The following is a 24785-nucleotide window of genomic DNA, read 5'->3' as shown; positions in this document are numbered from 1 at the left end:
TGAGTGGGCAGTTAAGGATGAAGCCCCTTAAGTGCCCACTGGTTTCAGAGGATATGGAGAGACGCTTCATCGCAGATTCCATGCTCGGCCGTCTTGCACGATGGCTGAGGCTCCTTGGTCTTGATACCCTCTATTATCCCGACATCGAGGACGGCGACCTTCTCAGACTGACACTTCGGGAGGGCCGCTTTCTCCTTACGAGGGACTCCCACTTTATGAGAATGAAGAACCTGAAGAGTCTTTACCTTGTCCGGTCAAATAGTCCTCTGGAGCAGCTAAGGGAAGTGATAACACGCTGCGGCATAACGGGCTACGGCGAGGGCAGATGCGCACGGTGTAATGGTATCCTCCAGCACGTTCCTGAGAAGGGAACGGTGAGAGACGCCGTTCCTGAGTATGTTTTTCTGAACTGCAACAGTTTTTTCCTTTGCCATTCTTGTGGTAGAGTGTATTGGGAAGGTACCCATTTGAAGCGCTTTAGAAGCATGATCGGGAACATTGTGCAGCAAGGTGCGGGAGACAATGCGAGCGGTTAGGAGACAATTCGTTTTTTCCCTGTCCCTCATTGCGGTGGTGACCCTCATCGGGACGATCGGATACGTTCTCATCGAGCATTGGTCGTTCTTCGATTCGCTCTATATGACCGTCACGACCATTACAACGGTGGGGTATCGGGAGGTCCATGAACTTTCTAATGTCGGAAGGGCCTTCACAATCTTCCTTATCGTCGGAGGAGTGGGTACCATTCTCTATGCGCTCAATAATGCGGCAAGAATCGTCGTAGAGGGAGAAATACAGGAGATTTTCGGGAGGAGGAAGGTGGAAAAGAGGATCAAGGGATTGCGAGACCACTATATCGTCTGCGGCTATGGAAGGATGGGAAAGGTCATCTGCAAGGAGCTTAAGGAGAAGGGAGCGCACTTTGTCGTTGTCGAGAAAGAGCATTCTCCTACCGACGCCTTTGATGAAGAGCTGCTGTTTGTCCGCGGAGATGCCACAAACGACGATGTACTGAAAGAGGCAGGAATTGAAAGGGCCAGGGGCCTCATATCGGTACTCTCAACAGATGCTGAAAATCTCTACGTCGTGCTCAGCGCAAGGGTGCTGAGCCCAGAACTGAATATTGTGGCGAGGGCCGGCGAGGAAGGATCCGAACAGAAACTCCTCAGGGCCGGGGCGGACAGGGTTGTCTCTCCGTACCATATCGGGGGATTGAGAATCGCCCATACCTTACTGAAGCCTGCCGTTGTCGACTTTATCGAATTCGCAACGCGGTCAGGGAACATCGACCTCCAGATGGAAGAGATCCCTGTGCGCGAAGGATCCAAGGTGGCTGACGTCACCCTTGACGAATGCGGCATCGGCCGTGATCTGGGTATTATCATCGTAGCCATAAAAAGGAGCGGCGGCGACATGAGGTTCAATCCGACGTTCAGGACTACGATCAAAGCCGGGGATGTTTTGATCGCCCTTGGGGAAAGAACGAAGCTCAAGGTTCTCGAAGATATGGCAGGCGGCTAACTCCTCATATTGATCGGCCGGTCTCACCGGCGACGCGCTCAAAAGCTGAAGAGGGGCTGTCGTCGCGATAATCGAAGTAGGGTCGGGATAACTATTTGTTCATCATCTCGAGGAAGTCCTTGTTGCTCTTTGTGCCCATGAGCTTGGCGAGAAGGAATTCCATACTCTCGACGGTACTGAGGGGGTTGAGGACTTTCCTGAGTATCCACATCTTATTCAAGGTGTCTTTATCCACGAGGAGCTCTTCTTTTCTCGTCCCCGAGGCATTAATATCGATCGTCGGGAATATACGTTTGTCAACCAGTTTCCTATCGAGATGAAGTTCCATATTCCCTGTACCCTTGAACTCTTCGAATATGACGTCGTCCATCCTGCTCCCCGTATCGATGAGGGCAGTGGCTATGATCGTGAGACTCCCGCCGTCTTCGATATTCCGGGCAGTACCGAAGAACCGTTTCGGCTTCTGGAGCGCATTTGCATCGAGACCTCCTGAAAGGACTTTGCCACTTGTCGGAATGACCGCGTTATAGGCCCTAGCGAGTCTCGTGATACTGTCCAAGAGAATGACGACGTCCCTCTTGGACTCGACCAGCCTTTTTGCCCTCTCGATAACCATTTCAGAGACCTGGCAATGCCGCGGCGGCGGCTCATCGAAGGTCGAACTGATAATCTCGGCTGTGGCTACCTGACGCTTCCAGTCCGTAACCTCTTCAGGGCGTTCATCGATGAGGAGGATGATGAGGTGGATCTCTCTGTGGTTTTTCTTTATCCCCTTTGCGATCGATTGGAGAAGCATAGTCTTTCCTGTTCGCGGGGCAGCAACGATCATGCCCCTCTGCCCCTTTCCTATGGGGCATATGAGGTCCATGACCCGAGTCGAGTAGTCATTATTGGTGTGTTCGAGTTTTATGCGTTCCGTAGGATAGTATGGGGTGAGATTGTCGAAGAGAGCTCTGCTGATGTTGTCTTCAGGGGATTCATGGTTCACCGCCTCCACCTTGAGGAGGGCGAAATATCGTTCGCCCTCTTTCGGCGGCCGTATCTGGCCTGAGACCATATCTCCTGTCCTGAGATTAAACCTCCGAATCTGAGAAGGTGATACATAGATGTCATCGGGGCTGGGAAGATAACTGTAATCGGGAGAGCGCAAAAAACCAAAACCATCAGGAAGTATTTCGAGGACACCGGCGCCGAAGACATTTCCCGATTTCTCAATCTGAGCCTGCAGAATGGCGAAGATAAGATCCTGTTTGCGGAGACCCGATGCGCCTTCCACGTTCAGGCCTTTCGCCACTTTTGCGAGATCATCGATAGTCTTCTCCTTCAGCTCGGAAATCGAAATATTTTCCATAGGTATTAACTCCTCTTGGGATTTATCGCTGGTGGTTTTTTCGTCCGGTAGGTTATGCACCTATCCAGAAGGTTTCTAAAGAAGCATTGCTACTTGTAAAATAGCTAAAAAATATTATTTTGTCAATACCCTCAAGGGCATTGCTATTGCCACGAAAGGAAGGTGAGAACTCGTGCCGTCCTCTTCTTATTCAGTCAAATAACCCCGTGAGCGCATTGGCCTTGTCTTCGATTCCCCTCGCTATGATTTCCTGTTCGTCTCTGAGCCTGTACAGTTCATCGGCGATATCGATTGCCGCCAAGATAGAAGCCTTGAGCGGTGCCGTATTGGGAGCATTTTTATACACTTCCTGTATTTTGCTGTTTACATATGCGACAAGCTTCTCGATATGCTCATCAGGGGCGTCGCCTCTAATCGTGTATTTCTGGCCGAGGATGTATGCCTCTATTGTTCCCACAGACGCAACCCTCTCAACTGAGTTCTAAGGTATCCAGCTCGCTGAGAAGTTCTTCCACCTGGCGTTTCACCAGGGTTTTCTCGGAGGTGAGCCTCTCGACTTCAAGGTTCCTTTCATTGAGCTGTTCCTCAAGCTCCTTGATTTTCCGTTCCAGGAACACTTTTTCTTCTTTCAGCGTCTTGACCTTGTTGATAGCATCCGCAATCTTTTCTTCAAGATTCTTGAGTCTGTCCAACGGTGTATCCTCCTTGGGAGTTTTTGGCAATGCCTTTTGCGACGGATCCTGCGGCTTCAGCGGATGCTCGGGCGTCGGTTCATCAAAAAGGCTCTTCACTGCAGAGGCATCTCCTTCACGGTGATGCCTGCCCGTTGCACGCCGAAAATGCAGGGGAACTCTTCTGCTTATAAGCCGAATAGGTCAAGAGGACCTTCTTTACATAATTCCTCGTTTCATCAAAGGGAATGTCTTCAATGAATTCGTCGAAGGACCTGTAGTTCCCCTTCTTTAGCCATTCCCTGACCTTTTCCTCTCCTGCGTTGTATGCTGCTATCGCCACAGGTAATGAATGGAATTCCTTCATGAGGAGACTGAGGTAATAGGCCCCTATGGTTATATTGGTCTTCACATCATAGATTTCGTCCGCTGTTGTGACCTTGTGGCGGCTGAGGGTATCTGCGGTCTGGGGCATGATCTGCATGAGGCCGATGGCGCCTGCGGCAGAGCGAACCTCAGGGTCATAGCGGCTCTCTTCCCTCATGACCGATAAGAGAATGATGGGGTCGAGACCGTGATCTTTTGTCGCCTTCTCGACTACGGACCAATACGCCAGAGGGTACAGGATATCAGAGATGGCCGCCTCCGACCCCACCCGTACCTCCTGATGCTTTGCCAGCCGCGAGACGAGGGCTATCGCACTTCTGTATGACCCCGCCTCCTTCAATGCACGGCCGGCGTAAAGGAGGAGTTCAGGATTTGAGATTTCCTGCGACTTCGACAGGAGTTCAGCTACTGCGTCTTCCTTTGTTCCGATTGCCATGAGAATAAGAAAGCGCTCGAAAGCCCTTGCAAGGTCTGCGTTCCTTTGAAGCAACGAAGAAGAAGCGGAATCCTCTTCCTGCCGACCGACGAATGCCAAAGGGGTTTCCGATGACAACGGTATCGTCTGAGAGCAAAAACTCTCGGAAGTCGAAAGCGATGTCTTTGAACCCGCGGTATCCTCTATAAGGCCGGAGTGTCTCTCCTTGCGACCGTTGACGTATATTCTGGTCAGAAGTCCATAGAAATCTCCGTTACTCTCGTTGCCGAGATCAACGAACGATTCAGCATCGGGGCCCCACGCTCGGGTGACTCCCTCTTCATCAGTATTACCCAGAGACTTCGTCTTCCAGTAAAGATATTTGGGGTCAGGGTGTGAGCGGCTGAGCTCAGTGAGTGTCTTGAGGGCCATCTCGTAGTCACCTTTGCGGTAGAATGTCCAGGCCATGCCCCAGAGGGCCTCTTCGCTATGGGAAGGATAGGCATTTCTGACTCTCGTATAAATCTCCAGGGCCTCCCCGGTCTCTCCCTCTCTTCGTCTCTTTGACGCGAGCGCCAGCCAGAGAGACCCTGCCCGCTGATCCTCCATGGAAACGAGTCTTGAGAGTGCCGAATGAAAGCCATCGAGTTCTCCAGCCCGGAAGAGTGATCGGGCGGCACCGTAGAGATCCCCTGCCTTAAAAAACTCGGCAGTAGATTCCTTATATCTCTTCTGCCTGAAGAGCGCTGTTCCCAGTTTCCTCTGTGCCTCATCCCGCAGAGAACCTTCGGCAATGGTGATGGTCTTCCTGAGCAGGGTCTCAGCCTTTTTGTACTCGACATCCCTTATGAGGTTTGAGGCCCTTGCGAGCATGTCTTCGACTGAAACGTCAGAGTATTCCAACTGCCGGTAGGCTTCTTCGGAAAGGGAGCAGTTCTTTACATAGACTTGTCTGAAGAGTCTTTTTGCCTGCTCTTTTCCCCCCCGCTTTTTCAGGAACTGTGCGAAGAGGAATTTCATGTCCATGTCTTCGGGATAATCAGAGGCATAGCTTTCAAAGGCCTTCAAGAGGTCCTCTCTCTTCACTCCTTCCGCTGAGGTCTCTGATTCCGAGATGCCATTTCTGATCTGCAATGCCCTGACCCTTTTCTTGAGCAACGAGTCAGGATAGGCACGGAGGAGATCGTCGACGCAGGCCCTTGCATCCTCAAAATCCTTCATGCCGGAGAAAGCCTTTGCCATGAAAAAGAGCGCATAATCCCCGGCAACAGGGAGCTCCCGGTAAGCAAATTTCAATCTCACGATCGCTTCCCGGTACTTTGCCCCATCGAGCAGTTCCTTGCCTTCCCTGAGAGCCAGGCACCCTTCAGAGGAACAGGCCGACTCAGGTACCTTGAAGACATATGCCCCTGAGACCTTGACTTTTCTGGGACTGCCGCCCTCATCCTTCTGTGCGGCACCGGACCCTTCCGACAGCCCCGGACTTGCCGACAGAACAACCCAGAGGAAAGCGAAGATAAGATTGAAACTCAGAAACGTTCTCATACAATGCCACAGGGCTTCGGCCCCATTGATAACGGTACCGTTCTTGTCCCGATCCTCCGCGGAGTCCCGGGGATCCCCTGAAAAGAGATTCCCTTGGTTGGAGAAAGCCCTATGGAGATTTGAACGAAACATCAACCGGATTAAAGCCCTAGAAGAGTATATCAAGATTCTTTTCCGATATTCAATAACAAATTGACGGGAGGACAGGCCGGTATTCTATAATGGATCATGGAAGGTGTAGTGCGTAGGAAGATCTCTAAGCACACTGATGACTCTGTTGAGCATATCGAGGACAGTCTTGCCCTTGAGAAGAAGGTGCGGATATCGGTGAACGGAAAGGAAGCGCTCAGCCTCTACTGTACTCCCCATATGGTGAGGGAACTCGTTGTGGGTCTCATGATGACGGAAGATGTCATAAAGGGGGGATGGTGCGCTGAGCGCATGGCCATAGAATATGGAGAAGAGATTCTCGTGAACATACCTGCCGAGGGCGAGGTCTCAACGGAGGGAAAGACCATAACCTCAGGGTGTGTCGGCGGGATCACCTTTGATAGGAAGGTCGATATCGGCTCGATAGAAGACACCTTTACCATAGAGAAGGCGCGACTGAGAGAGATTTACCGTGAGTTCCAGAAGAGGTCGGATCTCTACCACCTTACAGGCTGCATACACAGCGCTGCGCTCTCGGACAGCAAAGGAATTATCTGCTTTGCCGAAGATATCGGCAGGCATAACGCCGTGGACAAGGTTATCGGATATGCCGTGCTCGATCACATCCCCTTCCGGGGGAAAATCATGCTTGCCAGCGGAAGGATCTCTTCAGAGATAGCGTCGAAATGCGCCCGATGGGGTATCCCGATGCTTGTAACGCGTACAGCCCCGACGAACCTTGCCGTCGAGATCGCCGAAAGAGGAGGTGTTACGATCGTCGGATTCATGCGGGGAAGCAGGTTCAACGTCTATTCTCACCACGAGCGGATTACCTGAACCGTCCACGTTGTCGAATTACGTAACTGCGTACTTCTTCAATCGATGACGGAATGACCTGAAGGAGAGCTTGAGGAGCGCTGCAGCCTCTGTTTTTGCTCCATTCGTCAGTCTCAGTGCTTCTGTAAGATAGTGCTTTTCTATGTCTTCTACGATGGCATCAAGATCGATCCCTTCTTTCGTGATGTCAGGAAGACCTCTTATCTCTGCCGAAGAGCCTGCTGTTTCTAAGGGGATATCCTCTGCGGAAATCTCCTCCCTGTCTGTCATGAGGAGGATCCTTTCCATGACGTTTTCAAGCTCCCTGACATTGCCCCTCCAGGGATGGTTCATGAGGAGCATCATCGCATCGGGAGAGACCTGCCTTTTTCTCGCGGGCGAGAGTTTCGTGATGAAATGCTCAACGAGCTGGGGGATGTCATCCTTTCGCTCTCTCAGGGGAGGGATATCAACGGGAATGACATTCAAGCGATAGTATAAGTCTTCTCTGAACCTTCCGGCGCCGATCTCTTCAGAGAGGTTCTTGTTTGTCGCCGACAGAAGCCTGACATCCACCTTGACGTCTGACGTACCGCCAACCCTTCTGAATGTTCCGTTTTCGAGGACCCTGAGGAGCTTTGACTGGAGGTTCATCGGCATCTCGCCGATTTCATCGAGGAAGAGGGTCCCCCCGTCCGCTATCTCAAAGAGGCCCTGCTTGTTATAAACCGCACCGGTAAAGGCCCCTTTCATGTGGCCGAACAATTCACTCTCAAGGAGGCCCTCGGGAAAGGCCGCGCAGTTCATAGCAACAAAGTTCTTTTCCCTGCGAAGGCTGAGATTATGGAGTGCTGTTGCCACAAATTCCTTCCCTGTCCCGCTTTCCCCGGTGATGAGGACATTGGAGTTGCTCTCGGCTATCTTCGGCAGGACTCTGAGGAGTTCTTGCATTTTCGGGCTCTTGTAAAAGATATTCCCGAGTTCATAGGTGGTCCTGATCTTCTCACGGAGGATTGAGACCTCACCCCTGAGTTTCCGCTTCTCAATGGCCTTCCTGACAGTCAACCGTATCTCATCGATCTTGAAGGGCTTGTGAACATAATCATAGGCCCCAAGCTTCATCGCCTCTATGGCGGACTCTGTGGTGCCGAAGGCCGTTGTCATAATGACGAGGGTCTCTGGTGAAAGATCCTGTGACTTCTTGAGTATCTGAAAACCATCGGCGCCTGGCATCTTTATATCGGTAATTATGAGATCATAGATATCCTTATTTAGCCATTCGAGTCCTTCCGTTCCGTCCCGAGCGAGTTGGACCTCGTACCCCTCACCTTCCAGGAGGATCTTGAGAACCTCCCTCATGCTCCTCTCGTCTTCTACTACCAGTATCTTGCTTTTATAAGTTTCCATGACCACTCGGCTCCAGTTTTTTCTCTCCTTTCAGCCCTTGGTGCATGACGTGTGAACAGACGACGGGAATGGTGACTTCGAAGACCGTACCGTGGCCGGGCTTGCTCGTGAGGTTCATCATGCCGTTATGCTCCTCAACGATCCGGTAAGCTATTGAGAGCCCCAGTCCCGTACCGCTGTCTTTTGTCGTGAAGAAGGGATAGAAAACCTCTCTGAGATTTTCAGGACGTATTCCCACCCCGGTGTCCTCAAACAGGATTGTCACGCTATCCTCTTTCCGCCTTGTTCGTATTGTCAATTCGCCTCCTCCTGGCATCGCGTCGATGGCATTCACGCCGAGGTTAAGGAAGACCTGCCGCAATTTTCCGTGATCGGCGTATATCTCCGTGTAATCGGGAAAGTCCTTTGTTATCCGAATGAGATCCGGGTCAGGAGAGGTACGGCTTAAGAGTTCAATGGTCTCGTCAAGCATAATGCCGAGGTCAAACCACGAGAATTCAGGCGGTCTCGGCCTCGAATAGGTGAGAAAATCGGTTATGATCTTGTTGAGCCTGTCCATTTCGCTGATGGCTATATTCATGAGTTTGTCACCGTGATCCTTCGTAAGAGCCCCCTCTTTAAGCATTTCAATCGAACTCTTCAGGGAAGCCAGGGGGTTTCGTATCTCATGGGCCATATTTGCAGAAAGCTCGCCTATAGCCGCCAGTGTCTCCCGGTGTTTCAATTCCGCTTCAAGGTTCTTGAGCTGTGTGATATCCTGAAAGACGCAGATATACCCTTTCTTGCGTCCTTCGCTGTCGATGGTGTCAGAGAGGGTAAGTCCCACGGTCTTCATCTCTCCATGGTAACGGATCACTCCGTCTACCCTTCCGATCTCGAGCGGCGTGGGGAGAAAGGGAAAGACATCGGTAATATGCTTCTGAAGAGCCTCGGTCTTGTTCATGCCCGTTATATGTTCGGCGGCCCTATTGAAGAGGAGGATCTTCTGTGACCCGTCAGTCGTCAAGAGTCCGCTCGGCAGGTTCTCGATTAATTCCCGGTTGAAGAGTGTGAGATCTTTGAGACTGGAGTCCTTCTCCTCAAGGCTCTGAGCTGTTCTTTCAAGCCTTGATGACAGATGGCCCATGAGAAAAGCGGTCAGATAGAGGGCGACAATATGGGTGAAGATATTATAGAGAAAGTCCTTCTCCTGTAATGTTGGGTCGTAGGTTATCGCGATGAAGCCGTAGAACTGAAGGTCTATCATGAGACCATAGAGGAGGCTGCAGGTGGTCGCTATAACATAACCGGCCCTCTTGTCCATGACGATCGCCGAGGCCATGACTGTCAGGAGCATGATCGACGAAAACCAGCTCTGAATCCCTCCCGTCAGAAAAGTGAGAAAAACTTCTGCAAGGGCATCAATTGATAGCTGTAGATAAGCAAAGACAACGAGATTCTTTATCCTGTAGAGCAGGAACCCATAAATGGTGGAGAGGAGATAGAAGGATATGAGGAGATAGATGATTGAGCGGGGCTGGGGGAATTTGTAGGGCCCTATGTCAAAGAGGAGAAAGGTCCCGAGGAGGAGGGTGACAAAAAAAACCCTGAAGAGTATCAGGGCCTTTAATCGGTTCAGAAGGACTTCCTGCATCCGTTATTTGATAAGCGTGATCAACTTGAAGATCGGGAGATACATGGCGACGACGATAAAGCCGACAGAACCACCGAGGAACACCATGAGCATAGGCTCCATCATGGCCGTGAGGTTCGCGACAGCGTTGTCCACCTCATCGTCATAAAAATCGGCGATCTTTGAGAGCATGGCGTCAAGGGCGCCCGTCGATTCACCGACGGCAATCATGTGGGTCACCATGGGGGGGAATACCTTTGCCTTTGCCAAAGGTTCAGCGAGGGTTTTCCCTTCTGCAACCGACTTCCTCACGTCCATGACGGCGTACTCCACTACCTTGTTCCCCGCCGTCTTTGCCGTGATCTCAAGACCATCGAGGATCGGTACGCCGCTGCTCACAAGGGTTCCCATGGTTCTCGTGAATTTTGCGACGGCGACCTTCTTGAGGATGAGACCGAAGACGGGCAGTTTCAGGAGGATCGCATCAACGGCCTTCTTCCCCTTTTCCGTACGGCGTATCTGAGCAATAGATACAATGGTGGCGACGATTATCATGAGAACAATGAGCCCCCCGACCCCCGCTATGAAGTTACTCGCCTTAATAATGATAAGCGTCGGGAGCGGGAGCGTTCCACCCATCGATGCGAACATCTTTGAAAATGTCGGGACTACAAAGATCATGATAACGGCGATGACCAGTATAGCGATTGACGAAACAACGGCCGGATAAATCATGGCGCCTTTAACCCTCTTCTTGAGCTTCATGGCCTTTTCGATGTACGCGGCAAGCCTGTTCAGGATCGTATCGAGGATACCCCCAGCCTCACCGGCAGCGACCATATTCGCATAGAGCTCTGAAAATACCCTCGGATGTTTCTTGAGGGCATCGGCATAGGTCGAACCGGCCTCAACATCCGCCTTGATCTGAGTCAGCACCCTTGAGAGGCTTTTATTCTCCACCTGTTCCGAAAGAATCTCAAGGCCTTGAACCAGGGGTAACCCGGCGTCTATCATCGTTGCGAACTGTCTTGTGAACACGACGATATCCTTGTCGCTTACCTTTCCCTTGAAGCCCAATTTGGGCTTCGTCACCTTTTCAGTGATCAACGTCGGTGTTATGCTCTTCCTTCTCAGGAGGGTTATCACCTCATCCTTTGAGCTCGCAAGCAGTTCACCGGATTCGATGGTGCCCCTCAATGTCTTTCCTGACCACTGATATGTCGACGGCATGCTATGCCCTCCCTTTCCCTTGAGATGTTGTTAACCGTTGGATCATGTTGATTAATTCATCGGGGATTGCCGAACGCCCCACAGCGTCCTCGTACGAGATATGTCCCTTCGCATAGAGCTCCACAAGGGACTGGTTCATGGTCTGCATCCCGGACCGGGACTGTCCTGTCTGCATACTTGAATATATCTGATGGACCTTGTCTTCCCTGATGAGGTTCCTTATGGCAGGGCTTGGGACAAGGATCTCTATGGCAAGGGCCCGTCCATTTCCTGACTTCTTCGGGATGAGCTGCTGTGAAAGTATGCCCTCGAGCACGAAGGAGAGCTGCACCCTTATCTGCTCCTGTTGATGGGAAGGGAAGACATCGATGACGCGGTTGATCGTCTGGACGGCAGAGTTGGTGTGCAGCGTCGCTAGCGTAAGGTGTCCTGTTTCGGAAACAGTAAGGGCGGCTTCTATGGTTTCGAGGTCCCGCATCTCGCCGATAAGCACCACATCAGGGTCCTGCCGGAGGACGTACTTGAGTGCCGTCTTGAATGAGGATGTATCGGCGTTCACTTCTCTCTGGTTTATGAGGCATTTCTTATGGTTGTGGAGGTACTCGATGGGGTCCTCGACGGTTATGATATGGTCATACCGTTCTTCATTAATCCTATCTACCATGGTAGCAAGGGTTGTCGATTTCCCGCTGCCCGTGGGGCCCGTTACGACGATGAGGCCTCTCGGCCTCTTTACAAGGTCGTTGACGATCTCCGGAAGTCCCAGTTCCTGGAAGGTCTTGATGGCAAAAGGTATGGTCCTGAAAGCACCGGCCACAGCCCCTCTCTGCATAAAGATATTCGATCGGAACCTGCTGATCCCTTTCAAACCGAAGGAGAGGTCAAGCTCATTGTGCTCTTCAAAGCGGTGCTTCTGTGCGTCGGTCAGGATGCTGTAACAGAGGGATTTTGTGTCTGCAGGGGTCAGGGGAGGATGGTCGACGGAGATCAATTTGCCGTCGATCCTCAGCTTGGGAGGAGAGCCGACGGTTATATGAAGGTCCGAGGCCCCCTTGTCGGTCATCTGTTTCAGTAAATCGTACAATGTTGTCATGCGATTTTCCTCTTAATCTCCAAAAGTTACCCTCAGTACTTCCTCGATCGATGTGATCCCCTCTTCGACCTTTGTCATACCACTCATCCTGAGGGTCTTTGCCCCGAGACGTATGGCCGTCCTCTTTATCTCTCCGGCTGACGCACCCTCAAGGATCAGTTCCCGTATTTCATCCTTGATAGGCATCACCTCATAGAGCGCTATTCTTCCCTTGTAGCCAGAATTGTTGCATGCCGGACAGCCCTTTCCGGTATAACACTTGATGGTCTTCGCCTTCTCCTCGGGGAAACCGATCTTTATGAGTGCAGGGACCGGGACCTTCTCCTCGACCTTGCATTGCTGGCAGATCTTCCTCGCAAGCCGCTGGGCCAGGATGAGTATGACGGAAGATGATACGAGGAAGGGCTCGATGCCCATATTCAACAATCTGCTTATGGTGCTCGGTGCGTCGTTGGTATGGAGCGTGCTCAACACAAGGTGGCCGGTCAGTGCAGCCTTGACGGCGATCTCCGCCGTTTCAAAATCCCTGATCTCGCCCACCATGATTATGTCGGGGTCCTGTCTCAGGAACGAACGGAGCGCAGACGCAAAGGTGAGGCCGATCTCTTCCTTTACCTGAACCTGGTTTATGCCCATAAAATTGTACTCAACAGGATCCTCGGCGGTCATGATATTGGTGTCAGGTTTATTCAGATGATTCAGGGCGGAATAAAGGGTTGTGGTCTTACCGCTTCCCGTCGGACCGGTAACGAGGACCATGCCGTAAGGTTTTTCGATGGCCTCCATAAAATGTTCGAGTTGAAGTTTCTCAAATCCGAGCCTTGTCAGGTCAACCTGGAGGTTTGATTTATCGAGGAGTCTCAAAACAGTCTTTTCGCCGAAGAGTGTCGGCAGGGTCGAGACACGAAAATCGATCTCTCTCTTCTTTCCGAGCTTCAGCTTTATTCTTCCGTCTTGGGGCAATCTTCTCTCAGCGATATCGAGCCTTGACATGATCTTTATTCTGGAGGTAAGAGCTGCCTTGATCTTTGTCGGGAGGCTCATCACGGTATACATGACTCCGTCCACCCTGTAGCGTACACGGAGTGCAGCTTCATAAGGCTCTATGTGGATGTCACTTGCACCGGCCTTGATCCCGTTCACGAATATCCCGTTCACGAGCTTGACGATGGGGGCCTCTACCTCCTTGACGACCTCAGCGTCGTCCTTATCCTCAACGGTCTCTATGCCGTCGAGTGCCGTGCCGACGACCTTGTCGAATTCTTCGACATCGATTGTCGGTCCTTCATCCATGCTGCCGAAGCTGCCGTCACCTGAACCCTCCTCATCGGAAACCGTATAATCCTTTGCCTGAAGAATCTGAGACGCCGAGGCCTGAGTCTCTCTTGCGACCTTCACGACCTCGTTCTTGCCCACAAGGCCGTAATTGTTTGTGATCGAATGGATAATATTGCTTTCGCTCGATACCACAACCTCAACATTGTAACCCGTCATGAACTTGACGTCATCTATTGCAAAGAGGTTGGAAGGGTCAGCCATGGCGATGGTGAGCGTCGCACCGACTCTCGTCACAGGCATGATGAGGTATTTCCTCGCCATTTCGATCGGTACGAGCTTGATGACGGAAGAATCTACGGAATATTCTGCAAGGTTTATCGCAGGGACACCGTATTGCTTACTCAGGAATGAAACGAGTTTCTCTTCAGAGATGAAGCCGAGTTTGACAAGATTTGTTCCGAGTCGACCGCCCTCTTTTTTCTGAAGGTTCAGCGCCTGTTTCAGCTGTTCCTCAGAGATGATACTTGAAGCAATGAGCATCTGACCGAGCTTTGCCGCCATATTAACTACCATAATACTAAAACGTACCCGTTGTCAACAAGCTAAGCCCTTCAATGTCCTGGGGTTTTTGTCCTTTTTCACAAGGGGCGCTGAGACCTTCTCATCCGCGGCGGCTCAAAGGCTCAGGAGGTTCCTTGAAGACGCTCAGGTTTGTTGTCCGGAAGGTTTCCTGTTGACGTAAAATTGCTGAACAATGCCAAAGACATTATTCACCAGCCAATAGAGTACGAGGCCTGACGCAAAATTAAGGAAGAGGAACGTAAAGACAATCGGCATGAGCATCATCATCTTGGCCTGCGTCGGATCGGCGGAAGAGGGCGTCATCTTCTGCTGGATAACCATGGTAAGGCCCATGGCGAGGGGAAGGGGACCGACCGCGAAGCCTCCGATCATGGGGAACCATGAAGGGATATGTCCAAAGAGCGTGTCAGGGCCTGACAGGTCGGTTATCCAGAAGATAAAGGGAGCGCCCCGCAACTCGATCGATATCATGAGCACCTTGTACAGCGCGAAAAAGACCGGGATCTGGAGGAGCATCGGAAGGCAGCCTCCTACAGGGTTCACCTTGTATTTTTTGTAGAGCTCCATCGTCTCCTTCTGCATCCTTTGGGGATCCTTCTTGTATTTTTCTCGCATTTCATTGAGTCTCGGCTGGAGTTCCTGGAGCCGCTTCATCGACTTCTGGCCCTTATTGATGAGGGGGATAAAGGGTATCCTCACCATTATGGTCAGAAGGACTATGGCCCATCCGTAGTTTCCGATGAACTTGTAGAAGAACTTCAGTATCCAGAAAAGAGGTCTTGCCAGGAGCGAAAAGAAGCCAAAATCCACAATATGTTCGAGACCGACGTGCAGTTCCTTCAGTCTTTCGTACTCCTTTGGCCCAGCGTATATCATGACACTGTTCGCGCCTGATGGAACCTTGAAGGCAACCGTAGCGGAATCTCTCAACTTCCATGCCTTTGCCTCGGTGATCTGGCCTGAAGGCACGATCGAAGCGAAGAAATACTTGTCTTCCTGCGCAATCCAATGGAGTCCGTCTTTGTATGTCTTTGGCTCGCCCAGTTTTCTTGGGTCCAGTTCTATTCTGTCATTGTCTTTCAGGATGACCGGCCCGATATGCGGAGCCGACGACGCTCCGTGATCGTGGATCCCGAAATCAGAGCCGAGGCTGAGCCAGTATTCGGGAATGCCCGAGACCTCGTCCTTGAGGTCAAATCGGTAATGGTCTCCGTAGAAAGTATAAACCCTTCTCACCGAGACAGGAGGGGAGGAATACTCGAACGTAATCGAGCCCTTTTGACCACTCGTCAGATTCAGATTGGAGCCGGATACGACGAAATTTTTGTTTGAGATGCTGAAGTCATCGATATTCGTCCCCAGACCGAAAGGGGGGTAGAGACCTTGCTTCTTGAGCAGGGAGACCCCTTTACCATCAGGGTCTTTATATTTCTTCAGTTCAAAGTCTTTCATGGTTCCGCCTCTCGTCGTCAGCGTAGCGATGTAGAAGTCTGTCTCAACCTTTATGTCCCTTGCCTCGACCGGCTCACTAGCGACCGGAGCGATTGAGGCACGTGCCAGAGGCGCGGGCCCTTCTTTTGCCGTCTCGGGTGCAGTCCTAGTTTCGGTCTTCAGAGGCTGCCGGGGTTCGGGCTTTGTGAATAGGAATTGGTATCCCATCAAGACGATGAGTGTCAGGAGTATAGCAAGGAATGTTCTTTTGTCCATTGAGTCCATGTTTATTTTACCGGGTCATATCCGCCAGGGTGAAAGGGATTGCACTTCACGATCCTCCGTATCGAGAGATAAGTGCCTTTCCATGCGCCATATCTCTTCAGCGCTTCGATGGAATATAGGGAACATGACGGCGCAAACCTGCAACTCGGAGCGAAGAGGGGCGATATCACGTGCTGATAGACCTTTATCAGGGATATGAGTATCCTGGTCATCGTTTCCCTATGACGTGGCGAGCCGAGAATGGGAAAAAGCGACGGGAAAGGGCTTCTGATACTTCATGGAAGATTCCCCATGATCCCTTCATAGCCGCTGCAATAATAAGCCAATGAGCACTCGTAAAGCCGCGGCGATCGACTTCGAAAGGGTTTTCAGGGATCTTGTCCATGGGGAGGAGAAAGGGGGCTAAACCGTTAACCGTTTGCGTCCCTTTGCGCGCCTCCGCTGAAGGGTCTTCCTGCCTCCCGGGGTACTCATCCTCTCCATGAAGCCATGAGTTCTCTTTTTCTTTATCTTGTGAGGGCGAAATGTTGTATAAGTTCCCATAAATTTCCTCGGTCAAAAGTATATACGGTATGACCGGATAAAGTCAACCCGACGTGTCTAATCTACACGGCAGCCCTCCCTACACCGGTAAATCCATGGCTCTTATATGGAGTTCTCTCAACTGTTTCTGTTCAACTGCTGAAGGCGCCCCGCTCATGAGGCAAAAGGCCTTCTGTGTCTTCGGGAAGGCGATGACATCTCTTATCGATGTCGCCCCCACCATGATCATGGTGAGTCTGTCGAGGCCGAGAGCTATGCCGCCGTGGGGTGGAGCGCCAAAGGCGAGGGCGTCGAGGAGAAAACCGAACTTCATCCTCCCTTCATCCTCCGATATGTTCAAGACCTCGAACATCTTTCTCTGCACATCCTGTCTGTGGATACGGATACTACCGCCTCCGATTTCATAACCGTTCAGGACAATGTCATAGGCCTTTGCCCTTATCGCGGCCATCCTCTGTCGGTTGTCAGCCGCATACGCACCCGAAGTCTGTGCTGAAAAAAGCATATCCATATCCTCATCCGCAGGAGATGTGAAGGGATGGTGCATGGCCTGGAACCTCTCTTCTTCTTCGTCCCATTCGAGGAGGGGGAAATCGAGTATCCATACGAATCTGAACCCGGGCTTCACAAGGTTCAGCCTCTTCCCCAGGTCCAGCCTCATCCGGCTCAGGACATCATGGACGACCTTTTCCCTGTCCGCGACAAAGAGCATAAGATCCCCTTCCTCTCCATCGAGTCTGTGAGCCATTTCGCGCAGAACCTCCTCAGGGAAGAACTTTGCGATGGGAGATTCAAATCCGTTTTTCACCTTTATCCATGCAAGCCCCTTTGCGCCGAAGGCCTTTGCGTCTTCGGTGAGCATATCAACATCTTTTCTCGAAAGTCCTGCCAAGCCCTTTCCGTTTATGGCCTTTACCCTTCCGCCTGATGCTATGGCATCGAGAAAGACCTTGAATGAGCCTTTTTCTGCGAGGTCTGCCATCTCCCGCAGTTCGAGGCCGAACCTCAGGTCAGGCTTATCATTGCCGAACCTCTCCATGGATTCCCTGTAGCTCAGTCTTTCGAAGGGCCTAGGGACCTCAGTATCCAGGACTTCCTTAAAGAGCCTCGCGAGCATCCCTTCGGTGAGACCCATGATATCCTCTCTGTCCATGAAGGATGCCTCAAGGTCTATCTGAGTAAACTCCGGCTGTCTGTCGGCCCTCAGGTCTTCGTCCCGGAAACACTTGACGATCTGGAAGTACCGTTCCATGCCTGCAACCATGAGTATCTGTTTGAAAAGCTGCGGAGACTGGGGAAGGGCGTAAAAATGGCCCGGGTTCATCCTGCTCGGCACGAGATAATCCCTGGCGCCTTCGGGCGTTGATTTCGTGAGCATTGGTGTCTCGATTTCGAGAAATCCGTTCTCATCGAGGTAGTCTCGTATCGCCTTTGTGGCTTTGTGGCGCAGGATGAGGTTGTTCTGAAGCTCAGGCCGTCTCAGGTCGAGATACCGGTATTTCAGTCTCAGAGACTCCGACGCCTCAGCCGCCTCCTCCATGGTGAAGGGAAGGGGAGAGGCCTCATTGAGAATTTTCAACGCGCTAACGTACATTTCGACCATGCCCGTTTGGAGATTGGGATTCTCTGTCCCTTCAGGCCTCCTTCTGATCTCACCGGAGACCGATATAACGAACTCACCCCTGAGATCACGGGCGAGTTTATGGGCCTCTTCAGATACGTCCGGACTGAAAACAACCTGGCATAATCCGCTCCTGTCCCTGAGATCAACGAAGATCAAGCCGCCGTGGTCCCTTCTCCGGAAGACCCATCCGGCGAGAGAGATGGTGGTGCCGGTGTCCGATTCCATCACTTCGCCGCAAAACCTGTCACGAACCATAAACCCTCCAATCAGGATAGTCTATCATACCTCAGAAGTCGGCAGTCCCAAGCATGTTTTGATCACCGGTAGGAGAGAGACTGCTGACGGTTGACTACGGGCTCTCAAAGGCTATCTCCTTCTTTGTCGTCTCAATTTCTTCGGGGGTGAGATATCTGATCTCCCCTGACCGCAGATCACCGAGTTTAAGGCCGTTGACGGCTATTCTCTTCAGCTTCATTACAGGGTGTCCGATCCTTTCGAGCATCCTCCTGATCTGTCTTTTTTTCCCTTCGTATATTGTCATCTCGATCCAGGAGTTGTTCTCTGTCTGTCTGATCTTCTTCACCCTTGCCGGCATGGTCAGTCCATCCTCAAGCTTTACTCCCCGCCGCAGCTTCTCGATGTCGCCGTCATCAACAATTTCTTTCACCTTCACAAGGTAGGTCTTCGGTATTTTTTTTGAAGGATGGAGTATGGCATTCGCAAAGTCGCCGTCATTGGTCAGGAGGAGCAAACCTTCTGAATGGAAGTCAAGTCTTCCGACAGGAAAGACCCTGCATTTTATGTGTTTCAGAAGGTCCTTCACCGTGGGCCTTCCTTCGGGATCGATGAGGGTTGTGACGACACCGCGCGGCTTGTTGAGCATCAGATACGTCGGCTGAGCTCTTTTGCGCAAAGGATTTGAAACAAGTCTTCCGTCCAACTTGATATAGTCGCTGGCAGCGTCTGCCTTCATCCCCACTGTCGCAACCCGTCCATTGACGACAATCCTCCCCTCGAGGATGAGTTCCTCTGCCTTTCGCCTCGATGCAATGCCCAGTTCCGAGAGAATCTTCTGAATGCGCTGTTCCATGAGGATGAATAATAACATAATCAGTGACACCAGCAGAAGAAAAGGACACGGAAAGATTAGGCGAGATCAATACCTATCATCCTGGTGAGAGCTTTTTCTTAGATGAGCCTTTGCTGAATCTGCTATAGAACGCGCTCCTGGGGTCAGAAACGTCCAGAGGCCAGGAGCGGGGCGCTCTACTGCATTGGAGGTGTCGGTGAATAAGGGTAAGGCGGAGGAGGTGGTGGAGGTGGAATCCTCTGGGTACGACTCCTCGGCATTACTCCCGGGATCTGATTGCCCCTGGCATACATGCACTGCTGATATGCGATGTCATACCGACGCTGCGCCTCCCATCCATAAGCCTGTCTGGCATTGGCTCCTACGGCAGATCCCACGAGAAGTCCTGAGCCTGCGCCAATCGCCGCACCGGCGCCTACATCGCCGCTGGCGCTGCCGATCGCGGCTCCTGCTGCCGCACCGATCGCCGTGCCAAGAACAGCCGACCCAACTGCCTGCTGATTAGCCGCCTCCTGGGGATTCATCCCTATCTGTTGTGCTGCCCACTGTCTGCACATGGCATCCTCTGCCTGGAACTGCTCAAAGGGCTTGTCAGGGGGCGGCAGAACCATCACACTGGGACCCGACGGAAGGGTCGCACATCCTCCCAAAACCAGTGACACCAAAACTCCAAGGATGCTTGTCCTGAGCTTTAACATATCTTCACTCCTTACCGTTCCCTGGAACCGGAGAAGGAACAACCTTCATCCATCCCTTAGGACACTGTTTCACATAGGGATAGTAGCCCTGCGGATTCGGGCAGTAATACCAATAGTTCTGCTCCTCTTGCTGAGGGGCCGGTTGAACATACACCGGAGCCTGCTGCTCCATGGCGACCGGTGGCGCCGAATAAGAATATGGATAATACGGATAGTAAGGATAACCCCACCACGGACCCCACCACCCAGGACCGATCCAGTAGTACCCACGCCAGCCATGGTAGTGACCGCCGTAATAGCCGTACCGACCATAATAGCCGCCCCTGTAATAGGGACCTCCCCCATAGTGACCTCCTCCGCCGGAATAGTATCCCGACCCAGCAGCATAAACGGCCGGAGCGCTTGCAACAATCAAGATCATGACGATAAGTATAAGACAAATGACCCCTTTCATATCCATCTCCCTTTTCGCGGTCCTCCTGGCCTATACATTTGAGGACCTTTTTATCCTTTTTTAGTATATCAGACGTTGAAAAATTGCAAAAGGTTACGTGGAACCGGAATCAGGCTGCCCACAGGCTTGCAAGCACCCATGACACAAGGGTGATTGCTTTTCCTTAGAATATTGCAACAAATCATTCATTTTATAAAACTTAAGAGGAATAGCGCAGCCTGCACGATTTTCAGTCCGTATTCCTATTCCCTGCCTCCTTGATATAATTCCTCTTCCGTGATAATCTTTTCTCATTCCATCAGTATGACACTTTCAAACAAAAGGAGGTCAGTATGCGGTCATCAGGTCTTTTGTTTGCTTTGGTATGTTTCGTGGCAATTGCAGGTCTCGTGTACGCGGGTATTGAAGGGGGTAAGGACCCCCTCAATACCCTGATCGACGGAAACAAGAGGTTTATTTCCGGTGAGCTGTCAAAAAAAGATCTCGGAGATAGCAGACGGCAGGAGCTTACAAAAGGGCAGCACCCTTTTGCGACGGTGCTTACGTGCTCTGATTCTAGGGTGGCTCCCGAGATCATATTCGACCAGGGACTTGGAGACATTTTTGTTGTGAGGGTTGCCGGGAATGTTGTGGAGCCGACGACTCTCGGCAGCATAGAGTATGGGGTGGAGCATCTTCAAACTCCACTCCTTGTCATCCTCGGTCATGAATCGTGCGGGGCTGTAAAGGCTGCCCTTGAGGCTACGGGAAAGCCTGAAGGAAATATCGGGGCGATCCTGAAGAAGATTCTTCCTGCTGTAAAGACCGCAAAGAAGGCCGGGAAAGACGAGAAGCAGACCCTCAATCTCGCTGTGCAGGAGAATGTGAAGAATACATACATGGACATTATGAAGAGTAAGATAGTCAGGGAGCTGGCCCGGGAAGGGAAACTCAAGATTATCGGGGCCGAATACTATCTCGAAACCGGCAAGTTCGAGATCCTTGATCTTGGGGTGCCTGCTGAACAACAAAAGAGGGAGCATCTGAAGAAAGCAGCCTAGCATTTTCCTTCTCGACGCCTTTCCCCTCGTCTTTGTGGGCGAGGGGAAAGGGATTGTCAATCGGGCTCTTTCACGAGTCTTGGTCTTCCTTCAAGAGATGCTTTCTGCTGCTCAGCTTTTTGTAAAGCGCCTTTCTCGATATACCGAGTTTCTTGGCAGCCTGTGATTTGTTCCCGTTGCATCTCAGAAGTGCCTCCTCGACGGCCTGGGATTCCAATTCTTTCAGTGTCTGTCTTGTGTCTGTTCCCTCCCGCAGTAATGCTCCTGTCAGGCAGAATCCGTCGGGAAGGTCGTTAAGGGTAACGCTGGCGGTCTTTGCAAGCACTACCGCCCTTTCTATTACGTTTCTGAGTTGCCTTATGTTCCCTGGCCAGGGATAGTTCTTGAATGCGGTCATTACCTCCTCAGAGGCAGTGAGCGTTTTCTTCTCCCTTACGCAGAACTCCTTTATGAACTCTCTTACGAGGAGAGGGATGTCTTCCTGTCGTTGTCTCAGTGGCGGGATATCTATCTGCACGACATTTATTCTGTAAAAAAGGTCTTCTCTAAATGTCCCGTTCCGGACCTCTTTCTTCAAGTCACGATTCGTGGAAGAGACCAGCCTGAAATCTACTTTGATGTCCCTGTTGCTCCCGAGCCGGCCGATCTCCTTTTCCTGGAGCACTCTGAGGAGTTTCGCCTGCATCGAAAGTTCAAGTTCACCGATCTCATCGAGGAGCAACGTTCCTCCCGCCACTTCTTCGAAGCGTCCGATCCTCCTCGTGACAGCACCGGTGAAGGCCCCTCTTTCATAGCCGAAGAGTTCACTCTCCACGAGCTCCCTCGGGATGGCAGCACAGTTGAAGGCGATAAAGGGCCTGTCTTTTCTTGAGCTTCCATAATGGAGTTCCCGTGCTACGAGCTCCTTCCCCGTGCCGGTCTCGCCGCAGATAAGGACGCTGCTCGCCGAATCCCTGACGGCCTGAATGGTATCAAGGATGCCCCGCATTTCCTCTGAAGTGCCGATAATGCCGGAGCGGTCGCCATCATTCGCCAGCCTCCTCTTGATCGATGCGAGTTCCCTTCCGAGCCGCCGCTTCTCGACGGCCCGGGCCAGGATGCCCTTGAGCTTCGTATAGTCAGGTGGCTTAATAAAATAGTAGTAGGCGCCACAGGTCATCGCCGAGACCGCAGATTCTACGGTTCCATAGGCGGTGAGAAAGATCACAGGTATGTCGGGATGATTCTTTGAAATATAGCCGAACAGCTCCAACCCGTCCTTTCCTGGCATTTTCAGGTCGGTAATGATGGCATCGATATTCATTTTATGGATTATCCGTGTCGCACTGTCAACGTCGTTCGACTCGCGCACCTCATAACCGTCTTCCGAGAGTATCGAGGATAGGACCTTGACGGCATTCGGCTCGTCGTCAACGATCAGTATCTCGCCTTTGCCGGCGCCTCTCATTGCACACCTCCGGATTTGCATGGGGGAAGACAAAAACGCGGATCCGTGCCGTCCTCCTCAATGAAGTTTTCTGGCTCCATCCGGCATGCTAGCATCTTCTCTTGTCTATGCCGCCCCATCTCTCATCATTCAGGGTATTCCTTTATGGAAATTTCATGGAAATGAGAAGTTATCTGCTACTCTTATCGTAATGTAAGAAGGAAAACTTTAGCCTCTGTCCTCATGGCCATCGGGAGCCGGCGTTAGGTCGGCGATACCGTAAATCTGGGGATACTCAGGGATGACGGGGAGATAATAATTGGAGGGAGAGCGGATGAAGTCCAATAGCCCTTAAGGTCGTTTAGATCGCGGTCTTTACGGTTCGGGTGAGTTTGATCGCCAGCCTCCGGTGCCTCGGGCCGTCAAATTCGCAGAAGTAGACAGCCTGCCATGTGCCGAGAACGAGCTTCCCTTCGTCAATAAAGACGGCCTTTGAGACGCCTATGAGAGTCGATTTGATATGGGCGTCTGCATTTCCTTCCCGGTGATGGTAATCGCCATCGGCGGGAACAAGCCTGTTAAGGAAGGTCTGTATGTCATGCTGGACCGAGGCATCGGCGCCTTCGTTGATCGTCACGCCTGCAGTCGTATGGGGGACATAGATGTAGCAGACGCCACTCGTGATCCCCTCTTCGTGAATGACCTCCTGTATCTTGTCGGTTACATCTATGAATTCGTTCCTCATCCTGCTCTTGACGTTTATGTATTTGACCATTTAAGCCTCCTTGAATAGTGCGTCGTAAAAGGCGGTGTCAACACTGAAATCTATCCGTAATACTACGAGATTCTCAGGGACGGAGTACCCCCTGATTTTCATTATATCCTTTTCTGTTGTCACAATCCAATCGGCCCTGCACGCCTTTGAAGCAAGAGATATCCTCTCTATATCCCCCTGGCTGTATGCGACGTGGTCCCTGAAAGGCTTAAAGCCGGAAACTCTGGTTCCGATGCTGAGAAGGGTCTCTCTGAAAGAGTCGGTATTTCCGATTCCTGCGAAGCCATATATCGTCTTCCCTGAGATGGCCGTTATTGGAAGGTCTTTTCCTGAGGCGGTTGTAAGGCCCGTTGGAAGGTGCTCAGCAACAAAGAGCGGCGCATCAGGGCTGTTGTCCCTGATCTCATCGATGAGGCTATCGAAGGAAGAGAATCCTGAAGACCTAACGATTCCTTTTTCGCCGAGGACTTTCTTTGTTATAACGATTACATCGGCCCTTTTCATCTCTGTCAATGGTTCTCTCAGTCTCCCCATAGGAAGAAGTCTCCTGTTGCCAAAGGGATCGGTACCGTCGATGAGGAGGATATCCCTGTCCCTATGCAGCCTCCAGTGCTGGAAGCCATCATCAAGGATACAAAGCAAAGGATGATGAATGGAGGAAGAGGGTTGAAAACCCAGTTCCTCCAGTGCGAACAGGCCGGCCTCGTATCGGTCTCCACCCTTTACAACAGGGACTCCTTTCAATCTCTCAGCCATGAGAAAAGGTTCGTCCCCGGCTTCGCCGACACTGAGCAGTGACCCACTGCCCTTACTGACGAAACATGGCCCCTTCGCCTTGCCTCCGTACCCCCTCGTAAGGATACAGGGATGATAGCCCCGTTCTTTTGCCTTTTCTGCTATTGCTATCACAGCAGGCGTCTTTCCTGTTCCGCCTACGGTTATGTTCCCCACGCTGATCACCGGACAGGGGAGTCTCCTCTGACGCTTCAGGCTGCGGCTTCTCTCGAAGGAATAGCCGAGATAGTATATGAATTCGAGGGGGCCCATTATCGCCGAATCCTATCAAAAGTGAATGCCAAAGAGCAAGTGCAGACCGGGGGGGCCGCAAGACAGGGAAATTCGACCGACACAGGCGCCCCTGGAAGCGGTCAAGGGGGCCCTATATAGCAGTGAAGATAGGAGATACCGGTTTCCTCTTATTCCTTGTTGTAACGTGTGCATGATCTTCATCGTCTGATTATGAGTAAGCAAAGAGGTGCGTCGCACATTGACTGGGTCGGTTTTCTGATGTACATTGTGATAAGAGGAAGAGAACGAAAGGGGTTATCAAACATGAGGAAATTTGATTTCAAAGCATTCGC

Annotated in this window: 23 protein-coding genes; 4 read left to right on the top strand and 19 right to left on the bottom strand. The window is 51.6% G+C overall.

Annotation, left to right across the window (positions count from 1 at the left end; all coding sequences use genetic code 11):
- The first annotated feature begins 53 nt into the window (after window positions 1–53).
- A complete protein-coding gene (locus VFG09_13035; GenBank protein HET6516081.1) occupies window positions 54–536 on the top strand; it encodes a Mut7-C RNAse domain-containing protein in 483 nt (160 codons plus the stop codon).
- Entirely contained in the window at window positions 523–1521 is a 999-nt protein-coding gene (locus VFG09_13030; GenBank protein ID HET6516080.1) for a potassium channel protein, read from the top strand. Before VFG09_13035 ends, VFG09_13030 begins: the two co-directional genes overlap by 14 nt.
- 91 nt (window positions 1522–1612) lie before the next feature.
- Here VFG09_13030 and rho read toward each other — a convergent pair whose 3' ends face one another.
- The 4 genes from rho to VFG09_13010 form a co-directional block, all read right to left on the bottom strand.
- Window positions 1613–2863, bottom strand: coding sequence for a transcription termination factor Rho (gene rho, locus VFG09_13025; GenBank protein ID HET6516079.1), 1251 nt, complete (start codon window positions 2861–2863; stop codon window positions 1613–1615).
- A 199-nt stretch (window positions 2864–3062) separates the two neighbouring features.
- A complete protein-coding gene (locus VFG09_13020; protein HET6516078.1) occupies window positions 3063–3329 on the bottom strand; it encodes a cell division protein ZapA in 267 nt (88 codons plus the stop codon).
- 13 nt (window positions 3330–3342) lie between these two features.
- The gene (locus tag VFG09_13015) at window positions 3343–3663 is read right to left on the bottom strand and encodes a hypothetical protein (protein ID HET6516077.1); all 321 of its coding nucleotides are present in this window, start codon (window positions 3661–3663) and stop codon (window positions 3343–3345) included.
- 16 nt (window positions 3664–3679) lie between these two features.
- Entirely contained in the window at window positions 3680–5890 is a 2211-nt protein-coding gene (locus VFG09_13010; protein HET6516076.1) for a transglycosylase SLT domain-containing protein, read from the bottom strand.
- 240 nt (window positions 5891–6130) lie between these two features.
- Between VFG09_13010 and fdhD the strand changes: the two genes are divergently transcribed.
- On the top strand, window positions 6131–6877 hold the full coding sequence (gene fdhD / locus VFG09_13005; GenBank protein HET6516075.1) for a formate dehydrogenase accessory sulfurtransferase FdhD: 747 nt from the start codon (window positions 6131–6133) through the stop codon (window positions 6875–6877).
- A gap of 18 nt (window positions 6878–6895) precedes the next feature.
- Here fdhD and VFG09_13000 read toward each other — a convergent pair whose 3' ends face one another.
- The 12 genes from VFG09_13000 to VFG09_12945 form a co-directional block, all read right to left on the bottom strand.
- Complete coding sequence (locus VFG09_13000; protein ID HET6516074.1) at window positions 6896–8263, bottom strand: sigma-54 dependent transcriptional regulator; 1368 nt, start codon at window positions 8261–8263, stop codon at window positions 6896–6898.
- A complete protein-coding gene (locus tag VFG09_12995) occupies window positions 8250–9896 on the bottom strand; it encodes an ATP-binding protein (protein HET6516073.1) in 1647 nt (548 codons plus the stop codon). The genes VFG09_13000 and VFG09_12995 overlap by 14 nt, the downstream gene beginning before the upstream one ends.
- 3 nt (window positions 9897–9899) lie before the next feature.
- On the bottom strand, window positions 9900–11105 hold the full coding sequence (locus VFG09_12990; GenBank protein ID HET6516072.1) for a type II secretion system F family protein: 1206 nt from the start codon (window positions 11103–11105) through the stop codon (window positions 9900–9902).
- Window position 11106: 1 nt separating this feature from the next.
- Entirely contained in the window at window positions 11107–12198 is a 1092-nt protein-coding gene (locus VFG09_12985) for a type IV pilus twitching motility protein PilT (protein HET6516071.1), read from the bottom strand.
- A 12-nt stretch (window positions 12199–12210) separates the two neighbouring features.
- The gene (gene pilB / locus VFG09_12980) at window positions 12211–14049 is read right to left on the bottom strand and encodes a type IV-A pilus assembly ATPase PilB (protein ID HET6516070.1); all 1839 of its coding nucleotides are present in this window, start codon (window positions 14047–14049) and stop codon (window positions 12211–12213) included.
- Between the two features lie 132 nt (window positions 14050–14181).
- A complete protein-coding gene (gene yidC / locus VFG09_12975; GenBank protein ID HET6516069.1) occupies window positions 14182–15765 on the bottom strand; it encodes a membrane protein insertase YidC in 1584 nt (527 codons plus the stop codon).
- An 11-nt stretch (window positions 15766–15776) separates the two neighbouring features.
- On the bottom strand, window positions 15777–15986 hold the full coding sequence (gene yidD, locus VFG09_12970) for a membrane protein insertion efficiency factor YidD (protein HET6516068.1): 210 nt from the start codon (window positions 15984–15986) through the stop codon (window positions 15777–15779).
- 190 nt (window positions 15987–16176) lie between these two features.
- Window positions 16177–16317 (bottom strand): 50S ribosomal protein L34, encoded by a 141-nt coding sequence (rpmH, locus tag VFG09_12965; GenBank protein HET6516067.1) that lies wholly within the window; start codon window positions 16315–16317, stop codon window positions 16177–16179.
- 79 nt (window positions 16318–16396) lie between these two features.
- On the bottom strand, window positions 16397–18196 hold the full coding sequence (gene aspS, locus VFG09_12960; protein HET6516066.1) for an aspartate--tRNA ligase: 1800 nt from the start codon (window positions 18194–18196) through the stop codon (window positions 16397–16399).
- A 94-nt stretch (window positions 18197–18290) separates the two neighbouring features.
- Window positions 18291–19049, bottom strand: coding sequence for a pseudouridine synthase (locus tag VFG09_12955; protein ID HET6516065.1), 759 nt, complete (start codon window positions 19047–19049; stop codon window positions 18291–18293).
- Between the two features lie 158 nt (window positions 19050–19207).
- Complete coding sequence (locus VFG09_12950; GenBank protein ID HET6516064.1) at window positions 19208–19729, bottom strand: glycine zipper family protein; 522 nt, start codon at window positions 19727–19729, stop codon at window positions 19208–19210.
- Window positions 19730–19733: 4 nt separating this feature from the next.
- Complete coding sequence (locus VFG09_12945; protein ID HET6516063.1) at window positions 19734–20183, bottom strand: hypothetical protein; 450 nt, start codon at window positions 20181–20183, stop codon at window positions 19734–19736.
- A 332-nt stretch (window positions 20184–20515) separates the two neighbouring features.
- Here VFG09_12945 and VFG09_12940 point away from each other — a divergent pair, with 332 nt between their 5' ends.
- Complete coding sequence (locus VFG09_12940) at window positions 20516–21223, top strand: carbonic anhydrase (protein ID HET6516062.1); 708 nt, start codon at window positions 20516–20518, stop codon at window positions 21221–21223.
- Between the two features lie 70 nt (window positions 21224–21293).
- Here the strand turns inward: VFG09_12940 and VFG09_12935 are convergent, their stop codons facing one another.
- From VFG09_12935 to lpxK, 3 genes are all read right to left on the bottom strand, one after another.
- A complete protein-coding gene (locus VFG09_12935) occupies window positions 21294–22670 on the bottom strand; it encodes a sigma-54 dependent transcriptional regulator (protein HET6516061.1) in 1377 nt (458 codons plus the stop codon).
- A gap of 340 nt (window positions 22671–23010) precedes the next feature.
- On the bottom strand, window positions 23011–23424 hold the full coding sequence (locus VFG09_12930) for a secondary thiamine-phosphate synthase enzyme YjbQ (protein ID HET6516060.1): 414 nt from the start codon (window positions 23422–23424) through the stop codon (window positions 23011–23013).
- Entirely contained in the window at window positions 23425–24471 is a 1047-nt protein-coding gene (gene lpxK / locus VFG09_12925) for a tetraacyldisaccharide 4'-kinase (protein ID HET6516059.1), read from the bottom strand.
- Window positions 24472–24785: the final 314 nt, after the last annotated feature.

The sequence above is a fragment of the Thermodesulfovibrionales bacterium genome (assembly GCA_035686305.1).
Classification (GTDB): Bacteria; Nitrospirota; Thermodesulfovibrionia; order Thermodesulfovibrionales; family UBA9159; genus DASRZP01.
Note: the sequence above shows the minus strand (reverse complement) of the source record. Positions and strands in the feature narration are given on the sequence as shown.